Raw genomic sequence first — 13,474 nt, 5'->3', positions numbered from 1 at the left:
TCTCCGCGCTCAACGGCGACAACGTGGTGCAGCGCTCGGAGAAGATGCCCTGGTACCAGGGCCCCGTGCTGCTGCATCACCTGGAGAACGTGCACATCGCCTCGGATCGCAACCTCATCCAGGTGCGTTTCCCGGTGCAGTACGTCTCCCGGCCCATCTCCAAGAAGCTCCATGACTACCGGGCCTACTCGGGGCAGTTGGTGGGCGGCGTGGTGCGGCCCGGTGATGAAGTGATGGTGCTGCCCTCCGGCTTCACCTCGCGCATCCGTGCGATTGAGCTGGCGGGCAAGCCCGTGGAGGAGGCCTTCCCTCCTATGTCCGTCAATATCTCCCTGACGGACGAGCTCGACATCAGCCGCGGCGACATGCTGTGCCGCCCGGGCAATCCGCCCACCGTCGCTCAAGACATCGACGCCATGGTGTGTTGGCTGGTCGAGCAACCCCTGACTCCTGGTGCGAAGCTGGCCATCAAGCACACCACGCGTTCGGCCCGGGCCCTGGTCAAGGACATCCAGTACAGGATTGATGTGAACACACTTCACCGGGACGAGGCGTGCAGGACCCTGAAGTTGAACGAGGTCGGCCGTCTGTCATTGCGGACGACCGTGCCGCTCTTCTTCGACGAGTACCGGCGCAACCGTCACACCGGCAGCTTCATCCTCATCGACGAGGGGACGAATGCCACGGTGGGCGCCGGAATGATCAACGGCCCCGTGACTTGAACATCAGGTGGACATCTGTGAGTCAGCGAGATTCCGAGGCAGCGTCTTCGCGTGGTTTCATCCTCTGGTTCACCGGCATGTCGGGGGCGGGCAAGAGCACGCTCTCCATGGCGGTTCGCCGCCGGCTGGAGTCGGCACACCCGGTGGAGGTGCTCGACGGAGATGAGATCCGCACGTTCCTCTCCAAGGGCCTGGGTTTCACCAAGCCTGATCGCGAGGAGAACATCCGGCGCATCGGCTATGTGGCGCGGCTGCTCGCCAGGCACCGGGTGGCGGTCATCTCCGCGGCCATCTCTCCGTACCGCGAGTCGCGCAACGAGGTGCGGCGGCTCGCCACGGACGCAGGCATCCCGTTCATCGAGGTGTATGCACAGGCCAGCCTGGAGGCGCTCGTCCAGCGTGATGTGAAGGGGCTCTACAAGAAGGCGCTGGCGGGGGAGATCCCCCACTTCACGGGCATCTCGGATCCCTACGAGCCGCCCGAGTCGCCCGAGATTACTGTCCGCACGGACTCGGAGACGGTGGATGCGGGGGTCGATCGCATCCTCTCCGCGCTGCGGGCGCGAAGGCTCACCACGCAGCGCTGAGCGCCTCCTCCGCCGCTACCTGCCCTCCAGCAGCGCGCGCCAGTCCTGGCGGGGGTCTCCGAAGGCGAGGAAGGACGGGTTGGTGAGCTGCTCCTTGTTGTAAGCGAGCGGCCGGCCCTCCGTGTCCGTCACCGCGCCTCCGGCGGCCTCCAGGACGCACTGCGCCGCTCCGGTGTCCCACTCGCAGGTGGGCTGGAGCCGCGGGTAGAAGTCCGCCTTGCCCTCGGCGACGAGGCAGAACTTGAGCGAGCTGCCCATGTTGGCGGTGCTCGCCGTGGTGAGCCGCTTCAACAGCGCCTCCACCTGGGGGCCCGCGTGATCCTTGCTCGCCACGATGACAAGCTTCTCGAGGTTGGCCGGCCGCGTGTGGATGGCCACCGGCGCCTTGCCGGCCTCGGCCTTGAACGCGCCAACGCCCTTGCGGCCCCAGTACGTGACTCCGGACACGGGGATGTGCACCACGCCCAGCACGGGCCCGGTGCCGGAGACGAGGGCGATGTTCACGGTGAACTCACCGGTGCCCTTGATGAACTCCTTGGTGCCATCGAGCGGATCCACCAGCCAGAAGGTGTCCCACTTGCGCCGCTCGGCCACCTCCGTCTCGCTGGACTCCTCGGAGAGCACCGGGATGCCGGGCGTCAGCTTCCGCAGGGTCTCGAGAATGAGGGTGTGCGAGGCCTTGTCCGCCGCCGTCAGGGGCGAGTCATCTGCTTTGCGCTCGACGGAGACGTTTCCTCCGTAGAACTTCAGCGTGGCGCGCCCCGCCTCGCGGGACAGCTCGCACACGGCCGACACCAGCGCTTCGTCAATCCTCGTCATTCGTGTGTCTCCCGGGCTTCAGCCCCGCTTCGCGATCTCGGTAGCGGGCTGGAGCGTCAGCGTGCCCTCGGTGTGGGCCTCCACCTGCTGCCGCGTGAAGAGCAGGGGGTGGAACTCCACCTTGTGGCTCATCTCCATCAGGTCGGTCCGGTGCGGGTGGTACAGGTGCTCGCTCTGCCCCGGGGTGTGGATGCCCACCGACTTCGAGAAGTCGCTCAGGTCGACGATCATCCGCAGCGCCGTGCCGTGCACCACGTCGTATGGCCGGCTCCACAGGAAGGACGCGCCGTCCACCGAGTAGTTGTCACCCCGCGCCGGCATCGTCCGGCTGTTGAACGCGCGCCGGACGAACGCCGGGCCGATCCTCCCCAGCGGTGCATTGATGAAGGTCATCGTGTGCACCCGGCCCCACTGCCAGCCGGCCGCGTCCGGCCCGTAGCGCTGGCTCAGCCACTGCACGGCCTCGGCGAAGCTGCGGCGCAGCAGGTCGTCCCGCGTCTCCTTCCCGGGCGTCTTCGCGTCGTTGAACCACTCGCTGTCGGGCTTCTCCATCAGCCCGATGACCCACGGCATGTGCATGCTGCCGTGGCGCTCGTAGTCGCTCGCCAGGTAGCGCTCCACCAGCGTCTTGCCCAGCTTGTTGCTCAGCAGGTTGCGCAGCACGGTGATGTACCAGGTCTGGAACACCGTGGCGCCGATGCGATCCGTCTCGAAGCGCAGATCCCAGGCCTTCACCTCGTCGAGCGCCTTCGTCTGCAGCGAGTCCGCTGGCTTCGCCGCCGCCAGCAGGTAGGGCCGCAGGGCCTCGGCCGGCAGCGAGTACGTCTCCGCCTGGATGCGGCGCATGTCCTCGACGGTGTGCTTCGTGCTCGCCGCCAGCAGGTCCGTGATGCGTTTGGCGCGGTACCCCGGGAACCAGTTGTGGGCGATCAGGTAGGGATAGTCGTCCGAGGTGATCTTGTTGTTGGCCGTGGCCGCGAAGCCCGCGGGCGGGTTGTGCGAGGCCGGGAGAGCCGCGAAGGGAATCCACCCCTGCCACTCGTACTCTCCGGTCCAGCCTGGCACCGGCACGAGCCCCTGGTGCCCCGCGGCGCGGGTGGGAATCTTTCCCGTGGACTGGTAGCCGATGTTTCCCTCCGCGTCCGCGTACACGAAGTTCTGGCCCGGGCACTCCCACAGCTCGAGCGCCGCGCGGAACGCCTTCCAGGTGCCCGCCAGGTTCATCTGGACGAGCGCCTGGAGCAGCGGCGCGCTGTCCTCCAGCGCCCAGCGCAACGCCAGGGGCTCGGAGTCGGGCTTCACCGACGGGCCGAGCACCGGGTTCATGATGGGGCCGTGCCGGGTGCGGCGGATCTCCAGCGGCACCAGGGCGCCACCCTTGACCGGAATCTCCTCGCGGATGACCTCCAGGTCGTGCCACTCGCCCTTGAACTCGTAGCGTTTGGGTGCCTTCGGATCGTCCAGCTTCTCGATGTAGAAGTCCTGCGTGTCGGGGCCCAGGTTGGACATGCCCCAGGCGACGTGTCCGTTGTGGCCGAGCACCACCATGGGCACGCCCGGCAGCGTGAAGCCCACCACGTTGAACCGGCCGCCGTGCAGGCCACTCTCGTACCAGGTGGAGGGCAGTCCCAGGCCGATGTGCACGTCATTGGCCAGCAGCGGCTTGCCGCTCGCCGTGCGGTCTCCGTGCACCACCCAGTTGTTGCTGCCCGAGACGATGTTCGGGTCGCCCATCTGCGCGTCCACCTTGTCCAGGCCCTCCATCTTCGCCACGCCGGCCAGGCCCCGGAGGTTCATGGCCTCGGGCGGCACGATGAGCGGCGTCTCCGGCGCATGGGACGGGAGGATCATCGCGGTGAGCTCCTCGCCCACCTCAGCGAGCAACTGGGCGCGGAACAGCTCCAACCGGTAGTTGCCGCCCAGCGCGAGCGACAGGATGTTGCCCCGCGCCAGCGTGTCCACGGGCGTCCAGGGCGCCGGCGTGACGCCGAAGATGGAGCACTCGAGCGGCAGCGGCTCGGCCTTCATGCGTGCGTTCACGCCTTCGGCGAAGGCCTCCGCGATGGTGCGTGCCTCTCCTTTGACTCCGGCCCAGGAGCGCTCGGCGGCCCGCCGCAGGCCCAGGGTTCGCATGATGCGATCCACGGGCAGCGCCGCCGCGCCCATCATCCCGGCCAGCGTGCCATCGGCGATCCGGCGGCCCATCTCCATCTGCCAGAGCCGGTCCTGCCCCTGCACGTAGCCCTGGGCGAAGAACAGATCGTGCTCGTCCTTCGCGAAGATGTGCGGCACGCCCCACGTGTCCCGGATGATCTCCACCGGCCCGTTGAGGCCCGGAGCCTTCAGCGTCCCCTGCGTGCGCGGCCAGCGGCCTCGGGCCAGCCGGGGCCCCACACCGGGCGTCGCGGCGGCCACCACCGGCGGGAGCATCCTGAGCATCTGCAACACCTGGCGCAGCTTCTTCATGACTGCGAACCTCCAGAGGCGGCGGGGAGCGAGGGCTCGGCCTCGGTGGCGGGAGTTTCGGGCAGGCGGGTGACGTTCCCCTGCGGCTTGTCCGGGAGGGCGTCCGGCAGCTCGGTCTCGATGTGGCGCACGCGGGGAGACAGCCAGGTGATGAGCACGTTGACCGCCATCACGCACCCCAGCACGACGAACAGGAAGCCGATGCCGCGTCCCTTGCCGGTGCCCACGATCAGCCCCACGCTACTGGCGAGCGCTCCGCCCGGGGCCAGCCACGGCTCGAAGAGCTTGTCCGCCAGGGGACCGGACAGCAGCGAGGACACGGGCGACATGGCCAGGACGATCATCCGCTTCGTGGAGAAGACGCGGCCCTGCACCTCCTGGGGGACCTTGCGCTGCCAGATGCTCTGCAGGGTGCCGGTGATGAGGGGAATGGTGAAGAGGAACATCCCCGCGCACAGCGCGACGACCGGCGTGCTGGCGGGCAGCGCGCCTCCGAACAGCACCAGGCTCGCCACGAGCTGCAGGGCGAGCGCGCCTCGGACGAGCCGCTTGGGGCCACCCCAGATGCTCATCGCGATGCTGCCCAACAGCATGCCCACGCCCGCCAGGGACAGGATGAGGCCCAGCGTGGCCGCGTCCCCGAAGCTCAGCACCAGGGGGGTGATCAGCACCACCACCATGCCCAGGACCACGTTGGTGACGGTGGAGGACACCAGCAGCCCGACCAGCCCGGGCCGCGTCCGGATGAAGCTCCAGCCGTAGGCCACCTCCTGCCTCAGCGACTTCCTGGCCGCGGACTCCGCGGAGCGGGGCAGGGACGGGATGCGGACGAACAGCAGGCTCCCGAAGGCGAAGACGAACGTCGTCAGGTCGATCAGGATGATGCCCTGCAACCCGATGTGCACCACCAGGGCTCCGGCGAGCACGGGGGAGATGAGCTGGCTGGACGCGCCGGCCATCTCGATCATGCCGTTGGCCCGGCCCAGGTGCTGCTTGGGCACCAGCTGCGACGTGGCCGCCGACAGCGCCGGCGCGCGGAACGCCGCGAAGAGCCCGCTCAGACCGAAGGGCAGATAGAAGTGCCAGGTCTCGAGCGGCCAGAAGCCCTTCTCGCCCGCGGCGACCAGACACCAGATGAGGAACGAGCAGATTCCCGCGCCCAAGTCGCTGATCAACATCACCGTGCGCCGGTTCCACCGGTCCACCAGCGCGCCCGCGAACGGTGCCACCAGCACGAACGGGATGATGGAGAAGAAGGTGACCAGCGACAGCTTGGTGATGGAGCCGGTGCGCTTGTACACCTCGATGCCGAGCGCGAAGCTGGTCAGCCCCGAGCCGATCAGCGACAGCAGCTGGCCCACCCAGGTGACGAGGAACGCGCGCAACGGGTTGGAGCTGGCGCGTGGTTCGGGGGTACTCATGCCGCCTCCTGCTGATCCAGCGTCTTGAGGTAGTGGGTGAGCCGCTGCGCCAGGTCGGCGGCGTTGGGATCATTCAGCATGTCGTGATGCGCGCCAGGGACCTCCTGGAGCTCGAGCGTGCCGGTGATCCACGCGCTCCAACCCAGTCTGCCGTCCGCCGCGACTCCCTCCGGTTGCTTGCTGGCCTTGAATAGCACGGCGCGCCCCTCGTAGGGACGGGCGGTGTAGCCGTAGAGCGCCTGCATGTGGCGCGAGTAGACCTCGAAGAGCCGCCAGGCCTCGTCGAGTCCGACGATGGGCGCGCCCACGCTGGCCGCCTTCTCCAGCACGTAGGCCAGCCGCTCCCTGCCGCCGAGCTGCAACATGCGCTCGGGCTCCAGCGGCAGCTCGCCCCACGACAGCCCCAGGTTCTGGGTGAAGGCGCCCATGAGCGCCAGCTCGTCGAGCTTCCCCTGTGTCCCCGGTGCGTGGGTGTCGAACAGGGCCAGCAGGGCCACCGTCTCGGCCGCCGCTCGGAGCTGCTGGGCCATCTCCGTGGCGAGGATGCCGCCGAAGGACCAGCCGCCCAGGTAGTAGGGGCCGTGGGGCTGGACCTCGCGGATCTGCTCGACGTAGTGGCTCGCCATGGCCTCCACCGTTGGCGGGAGCGGCTCGGCTCCGTCCAGCGCCGGATCGTGCAGCGCGTAGATGGGCCGGGCCGTTTCGAGCTGGCCGACCAGGTCCGTGTAGCTCATCACGCCGCCGCCCGCCGCGTGGACGAGGAAGAGAGGCCGTAGGGAGGACTCGCCGGCCTGCAGCTTCACCAGCGCGCGTGGGGCCTCTTCCGAGCTCTGTTGCCGGCGCAGGGCCTCGGCCAGGAGCTCGATCGTCGGGTTCTGGAAGAGCTCGAGCACGCTCAGGCGCCGCTCCAGCGCCTGGTGGATGCGCGACGTCAGGCGCGTGGCGAGCAGCGAGTGCCCACCCAGGGCGAAGAAGTTGTCCCGGATGCCGACGCGGGGCACCGAGAGGACCTCGGCCCAGAGGTTGGCGAGCAGCTCCTCGGTGGGAGTGCGCGGGGCGATGTACTCGGCACCGGAGTCCTGGGGCGCCTCCGGAGCGGGCAGGGCCTTGCGGTTGATCTTGCCGTTGGGAGTGAGGGGCAACTGCTCGAGCACGACGAAGGCGGAGGGCACCATGTGCTCGGGCAGGTGCTGCTTGAGGTGGGTGCGAAGCTCGGCGGCAGAGGGAACCTGCTGGCCGGAGGGCGTGAGGTAGGCGACGAGACGCTTGTCGCCGGGCCTGTCCTCGCGAGCGACGACGACGACCTGGCGAACACCAGGGTGTTTGTCGAGGACAGTCTCAATCTCACCCAGCTCGATGCGGAAGCCGCGCACCTTCACCTGGAAGTCGGTGCGGCCGAGGTACTCGAGGTTGCCGTCGGAGCGGTAACGGGCCAGGTCACCGGTGCGGTACATGCGAGCACCGGGGAGAGCGCCGAAGGGGTCGGGGAGGAACTTCTCTGAGGTGAGTTCCGGGCGGCCGAGGTAGCCACGGGAGACACCGGCACCAGCGATGAAGACCTCACCGGGCACACCGGTAGGCACAGGCTGCAGGTTCGCATCCAGCAGGTAGACCTGGGTTCCGGAGATGGGCCTGCCGATGGTGGCGGGCTTGTCGGGGTGGCGGAGGGTGAAGGTGGAGTAGGTGGTGGTCTCGGAGGGGCCGTAGAGGTCGTAGACGAGAGAGAGACCGGGCTGCTGGTAGAGCTGCTGGACGAGAGAAGTGGCCAGAGGCTCACCGGCCAGATTCACGACGCGGACAGAGGACGGGAGACCGCCGGAGCGCAGCAGCTCCGACATGGCGGAGGGGACGGTGTTGACGAGGGAGACGCGCTGAGAGGCCGGGAGGGAGGGCAGCTCCAGGGCATTGCCCGCGAGGATGACGGTGCCGCCGAGGCTCAGAGGGAGGAAGAGCTCGAAGACGGAGAGGTCGAAGGCGATGGAGGTGGAGGCGAGCAGGCCGGAGAGAAGCTCCGGAGAGAAGACGGAGCGGGCCCAGAAGAGGAAGGAGACGGCGTTGCGGTGCTCGATGGAGACGCCCTTGGGGCGGCCGGTGGAGCCCGAGGTGTAGATGAGGTAGGCGAGGTTGCTGCTGGTGGCCGCACGAGCAGGGTTGCTGATGCTGGCGCGCGACAGTGCCTCGGAGTCCTTGTCGAGCAGGAGGACGTGAGCGGAGTGAGGCGGGAGGCTGTCCGTCACCGTGGACTGAGCGACGAGGAAACGGAGCTGGGAGTCATCAATGATGAAGCCCAGGCGCTCACGGGGATAGGCAGGGTCCAGCGGCACATAGAGGCCGCCAGCCTTGAGGATGCCGAGCAGGCCGACGACGAGGTCAGCCGAGCGCCTGGAGCAGATGCCGACGGGAGTCTCGGGACCGACGCCCAGGGAACGCAGGGAGTGGGCGAGCTGGTTGGCGCGGGCATTGAGCTGCGCGTAGGTGAGAGAGCTCGAGCTGTCGACGAGAGCTTCGGCGTCAGGGGTGCGCTCGGCCTGGGCCTCGAAGAGCTCGTGGAGGGTGGCCTCGCGCGGGTAGTCGAGAGGGAGGTCGTTCCACTCGACGAGGAGCTTGTGCTTCTCGGCGGCGGAGAGCAGAGGCAGGTCGGAGAGATGGGAGTCCGGACGCGCGACAGCGGCCTCGAGGAGGATGCGCAGGTGCTCCATGGCGCGAGCCACGGTGTCGCGCTCGAAGAGGTCGGTGTTGTACTCGAGCGCGCCCGCGAAGCCCTCCGGTGTGTCAGTGAGCGCGAGCGTCCACTCGACCTTGGACGTGCGACTCGACACCGGTAGCGGACGCAGGGTGAGGTTCTGCTTCTCCAGGGTCTCGGCCGGGGTGTTCTGCAGGATGAACATCGCCTGGAAGAGAGGCGTGCGGCTGAGGTCGCGCTGGGGCTGGAGCTCCTCGACGAGCTTCTCGAAGGGCATGTCCTGGTACTCGTAGGCGGCCAGCGTGGTGTCTCGCACCTGCATCAGCAGGTCGCGGAAGGAGCCCTTGGGCGAGAGGCGCGAGCGCAGGACGAGCGTGTTGACGAAGAAACCGATGAGCCCCTCGAGCTCGGTGCTGCGGCGGCCCGCGATGGGGGCTCCGACCGAGATGTCGTCCTGACCCGAGTAGCGGTGCAGCAGCACCTGGAAGCCGGCCAGCAGCGTCATGAAGGGCGTGACACCCAGGCGCTTGGAGAGCGCCTTGATGGAATCGGAGAGCTCTCGCGTCAGGGCGACACGCAGGGTGTCACCGTGCGAGGTCTGCACCGGCGGACGAGGCTTGTCGATCGGCAGCTCCAGGTGGGCCGGCGCATCGGCGAGCTGCTGCTTCCAGTAGCGCAGCTGCGCGTCGAGCACCTCGCCCTGGAGCCACGAGCGCTGCCAGAGAGCGAAGTCCGCGTACTGGACCGGCAGGGGCGGCAGGGAAGGCCGCTGGCCGGAGGCGAAGGCGGCATAGAGCGAAGTCACCTCGCGGATGAGGATGCCCATGGACCAACCGTCGGAGACGATGTGGTGCATGGTGACGAGCAGCACATGGTCATCCGGCGCCAGTCGAGCCAGGAAGGCACGCAGGAGCGGGCCGTTGGCCAGGTCGAAGGGACGTAGGGCCTCGCGGCGGACGAGGGCATGCGCGGTGGTTTCGCGCTCGGAGGCGGGCACGTCCTGGAGCTCCACCACGTCGAGCGGGACAGTGAGCGCCGGAGCGATGATCTGGATGGGCTGGCCGTCGCGAGAGGAGAAGGTGGTGCGCAGGGACTCGTGACGGCGCACGAGCTCTTCGAAGGCCTGGCGCAGGGCCTCGGTCTCGAGCTGGCCGGAGATCCTGAGCGCGATGGGGATGTTGTAGACGGGGCTGCCGGGCTCGAGCTGGTCGAGGAACCACAGCCGCTGCTGGGCGAAGGCCAGCGGGATGTCGCCCTCGTAGGAGGCGGGCCTCCGGGTCACGGTCTGCAGCGACTTCCTTGCGCGCCGGGCCTCGTCGATCTTGAGCGCGAGCGCAGAGAGGGTGGGCGCTTCGAAGAGGGCGCGAACGGGCAGCTCGACTTCGAAGGCGGTGCGCAGGCGAGAGAGGACGCGAGTGGCGAGCAGGGAGTGGCCACCCAGCTCGAAGAAGTTGTCCTCGGCGCCGACGCGAGGAACAGCGAGCACCTCGGCCCAGATGAGGGCGAGCTTCTCCTCGGTGGGAGTGCGCGGGGCGATGTACTCGGCGCCGGAGTCCTGAGGGGCCTCCGGAGCGGGCAGGGCCTTGCGGTTGATCTTGCCGTTGGGAGTGAGAGGCAACTGCTCGAGCACGACGAAGGTGGAAGGCACCATGTGCTCGGGCAGGTGCTGCTTGAGATGGGTGCGAAGCTCGGCGGCAGAGGGAACCTGCTGGCCGGAGGGCGTGAGGTAGGCGACGAGACGCTTGTCGCCGGGCCTGTCCTCGCGAGCGACGACGACGACCTGGCGAACACCAGGGTGTTTGTCGAGGACAGTCTCAATCTCACCCAGCTCGATGCGGAAGCCGCGCACCTTCACCTGGAAGTCGGTGCGGCCGAGGTACTCGAGGTTGCCGTCGGAGCGGTAACGGGCCAGGTCACCGGTGCGGTACATGCGCGAGCCCGGAGAGGAGCTGAAGGGGTCAGGGAGGAACTTCTCTGAGGTGAGCTCTGGGCGGCCGAGGTAGCCACGGGAGACACCGGCACCAGCGATGAAGACCTCACCGGGCACGCCGATGGGGACAGGCCGCAGGTGGGAGTCGAGCAGGTAGACCTGAGTGCCGGAGATGGGCCTGCCGATGGTGGCGGGCTTGTCGGAGTGGCGGAGGGTGAAGGTGGAGTAGGTGGTGGTTTCTGAGGGCCCGTAGAGGTCGTAGACGAGGGAGAGACCGGGCTGCTGGTAGAGCTGCTGGACGAGAGAAGTGGCCAGAGGCTCACCGGCCAGATTCACGACGCGGACAGAGGACGGGAGACCGCCGGAGCGCAGCAGCTCCGACATGGCGGAGGGGACGGTGTTGACGAGGGAGACGCGCTGAGAGGCCGGGAGGGAGGGCAGCTCCAGGGCATTGCCCGCGAGGATGACGGTGCCGCCGAGGCTCAGAGGGAGGAAGAGCTCGAAGACGGAGAGGTCGAAGGCGATGGAGGTGGAGGCGAGCAGGCCGGAGAGAAGGTCCGGAGAGAAGACGGAGCGAGCCCAGAAGAGGAAGGAGACGGCGTTGCGGTGCTCGATGGAGACGCCCTTGGGACGGCCCGTGGAGCCCGAGGTGTAGATGAGGTAGGCGAGGTTGCTGCTGGTGGCCGCACGAGCAGGGTTGCTGGTGCTGGCGCGCGACAGTGCCTCGGCGTCCTTGTCGAGCAGGAGGACGTGGGCGGAGTGAGCCGGGAGGCTGTCCGTCACCGTGGACTGAGCGACGAGGAAGCGAAGCTGGGAGTCATCGATGATGAAGCCCAGACGCTCGCGGGGATAGGCAGGGTCCAGCGGGACGTAGAGGCCACCGGCCTTGAGGATGCCGAGCAGACCAACGACGAGGTCAGCTGAACGCCTGGAGCAGATGCCGACGGGAGTCTCGGGACCGACGCCCAGGGAACGCAGGGAGTGGGCGAGCTGGTTGGCGCGGGCATTGAGCTGCGCGTAGGTGAGAGAGCTCGAGCTGTCGACGAGAGCTTCGGCGTCAGGGGTGCGCTCGGCCTGGACCTCGAAGAGCTCGTGGAGGGTGGCCTCGCGCGGGTAGTCGAGAGGGAGGTCGTTCCACTCGACGAGGAGCTTGTGCTTCTCGGCGGCGGAGAGCAGAGGCAGGTCGGAGAGATGGGAGTCCGGACGCGCGACAGCGGCCTCAAGGAGGATGCGCAGGTGCTCCATGGCGCGAGCCACGGTGTCGCGCTCGAAGAGGTCGGTGTTGTACTCGAGGCCACCCGCGAAGCCGTTGGGCGTGTCGCTGAGCGCAAGCGTCCAGTCGAACTTGGCCGTGCCGCTGGACTGCGGCAGCGAGCGCAGGGTGAGACCCGGCAGAGAGAGCGTCTCGGAGGGGGTGTTCTGCAGGATGAACATCACCTGGAACAAGGGAGGGCGGCTGAGATCGCGCTGGGGCTGGAGCTCCTCGACGAGCTTCTCGAAAGGCATGTCCTGGTGCTCGTAGGCGCCCAGGGTGGTGTCACGAACCTGGAGCAGCAGGTCGCGGAAGGACAACTCAGGGGAGAAGCGCGAGCGCAGGACGAGGGTGTTGACGAAGAATCCGATGAGGCCCTCGAGCTCGGTGTCGCGACGGCCAGCGATGGGAGAGCCGACGGAGATGTCGTCCTGGCGAGAGTAGCGGTGCAGGAGCACCTGGAAGCCGGCCAGCAGCGTCATGAAGGGAGTGACGCCAGCGCGCGTGGACAGAGACTTGATGGAGTCGGAGAGCGTCTTGGAGAAGGAGACGCGCAGGTTGGCACCGCGGAAGGTCTGAACGGGGGGCCGTGGCTTGTCGGTGCTCAGCTCCAGGTGGGCAGGAGCGCCCGAGAGCTGTTGCTTCCAGAAGCGCAGTTGGGAGTCGAGCACCTCGCCCTGGAGCCACGAGCGCTGCCAGCGCGCGAAGTCGGCGTACTGGATGGGCAGGGCAGGCAGGGAAGGCCGTCTACCGGAGGCGAAGGCGGCGTAGAGCGTAGCCACCTCGCGCACGAGTACACCCATGGACCAACCGTCGGAGACGATGTGGTGCATGGCGACGATCAACACGTGGTCGTCGGAGGCCAGACGCAACAGCGAGGTACGCAGGAGCGGGCCATTGGCCAGGTCGAAGGGACGCAGGGCCTCCTGACGGGCGAGGTCGTTGGCGCGGGTCTCGCGCTCGGAGGCCGGCACATCCTGGAGGTCCAGCACGTCGAGCGGAATGGAGAGCGACGGCGCGATGAGCTGGATGGGCTGACCATCGCGAGAGGCGAAAGTGGTGCGCAGGGACTCGTGACGGCGCACGAGCTCCTCGAAGGCCTGGCGCAGGGCCTCGGTGTTCAGCTGACCGGAGAGTCGGAGCGCGGAGGGGATGTTGTAGACGGGGCTACCGGGCTCGAGTTGGTCGAGGAACCACAGCCGCTGCTGCGAAAAGGCCAGCGGAATATCGCCGGTACGAGCGGTGGGATTCGCGAGCGAGGACTGTGGCGCGCTCCGTGCTCTCTGGGTCTCGTCGATCTTGAGCGCGAGAGCGGACAGGGTGGGCGCTTCGAAGAGTGCGCGAACGGGCAGCTCCACCTGGAAGGCACTGCGCAGGCGCGACAGGACTCGAGTAGCGAGCAGGGAGTGGCCACCCAGCTCGAAGAAGTTGTCCTCTGCACCGACGCGAGGAACGGAGAGGACCTCGGCCCAGATGGCGGCGAGCTTCTCCTCGGTGGGCGTGCGAGGGGCGACGTACTCGGACTCGGCAGCAGAGGCCTCCGGAGCGGGCAGGGCCTTGCGGTTGATCTTGCCGTTGGGAGTGAGAGGCAGTT

At 68.1% G+C, this 13,474-nt stretch carries 5 protein-coding genes and 1 pseudogene; 2 read left to right on the top strand and 4 right to left on the bottom strand.

Annotated features, from left to right (window positions below; genetic code table 11):
* Both DAT35_RS57375 and cysC read left to right on the top strand, forming a co-directional pair.
* A pseudogene (locus DAT35_RS57375) lies at window positions 1–722 on the top strand (sulfate adenylyltransferase); the annotation flags it as partial.
* A 2-nt stretch (window positions 723–724) separates the two neighbouring features.
* Entirely contained in the window at window positions 725–1,309 is a 585-nt protein-coding gene (gene cysC, locus DAT35_RS57370; protein WP_255415277.1) for an adenylyl-sulfate kinase, read from the top strand.
* A 15-nt stretch (window positions 1,310–1,324) separates the two neighbouring features.
* Here the strand turns inward: cysC and cysQ are convergent, their stop codons facing one another.
* The 4 genes from cysQ to DAT35_RS57350 all read right to left on the bottom strand — a co-directional run.
* Window positions 1,325–2,128 (bottom strand): 3'(2'),5'-bisphosphate nucleotidase CysQ, encoded by an 804-nt coding sequence (gene cysQ / locus DAT35_RS57365; protein WP_108077923.1) that lies wholly within the window; start codon window positions 2,126–2,128, stop codon window positions 1,325–1,327.
* 18 nt (window positions 2,129–2,146) lie between these two features.
* The gene (locus DAT35_RS57360; RefSeq protein ID WP_108077922.1) at window positions 2,147–4,594 is read right to left on the bottom strand and encodes a penicillin acylase family protein; all 2,448 of its coding nucleotides are present in this window, start codon (window positions 4,592–4,594) and stop codon (window positions 2,147–2,149) included.
* Complete coding sequence (locus DAT35_RS57355) at window positions 4,591–6,015, bottom strand: MFS transporter (protein WP_108077921.1); 1,425 nt, start codon at window positions 6,013–6,015, stop codon at window positions 4,591–4,593. The genes DAT35_RS57360 and DAT35_RS57355 overlap by 4 nt, the downstream gene beginning before the upstream one ends.
* On the bottom strand, window positions 6,012–13,474 hold a 7,463-nt coding region (locus DAT35_RS57350; protein WP_146210341.1), incomplete at its 5' end, for a non-ribosomal peptide synthetase. The genes DAT35_RS57355 and DAT35_RS57350, both read right to left, overlap by 4 nt.

It is taken from the genome of Vitiosangium sp. GDMCC 1.1324 (assembly GCF_003044305.1).
Taxonomy (GTDB): domain Bacteria; phylum Myxococcota; class Myxococcia; order Myxococcales; family Myxococcaceae; genus Archangium.
The sequence above is the reverse complement of the archived record's forward strand: the minus strand, read 5'-3'. Positions and strand labels throughout refer to the sequence as shown.

What these genes read in the sequence shown, in the direction of transcription:
- cysQ (WP_108077923.1), bottom strand. Translation starts at nt 2,128, where the DNA reads ATGACGAGGATTGACGAAGCGCTGGTGTCGGCCGTGTGCGAGCTGTCC.
- DAT35_RS57360 (WP_108077922.1), bottom strand. Translation starts at nt 4,594, where the DNA reads ATGAAGAAGCTGCGCCAGGTGTTGCAGATGCTCAGGATGCTCCCGCCG.
- DAT35_RS57355 (WP_108077921.1), bottom strand. Translation starts at nt 6,015, where the DNA reads ATGAGTACCCCCGAACCACGCGCCAGCTCCAACCCGTTGCGCGCGTTC.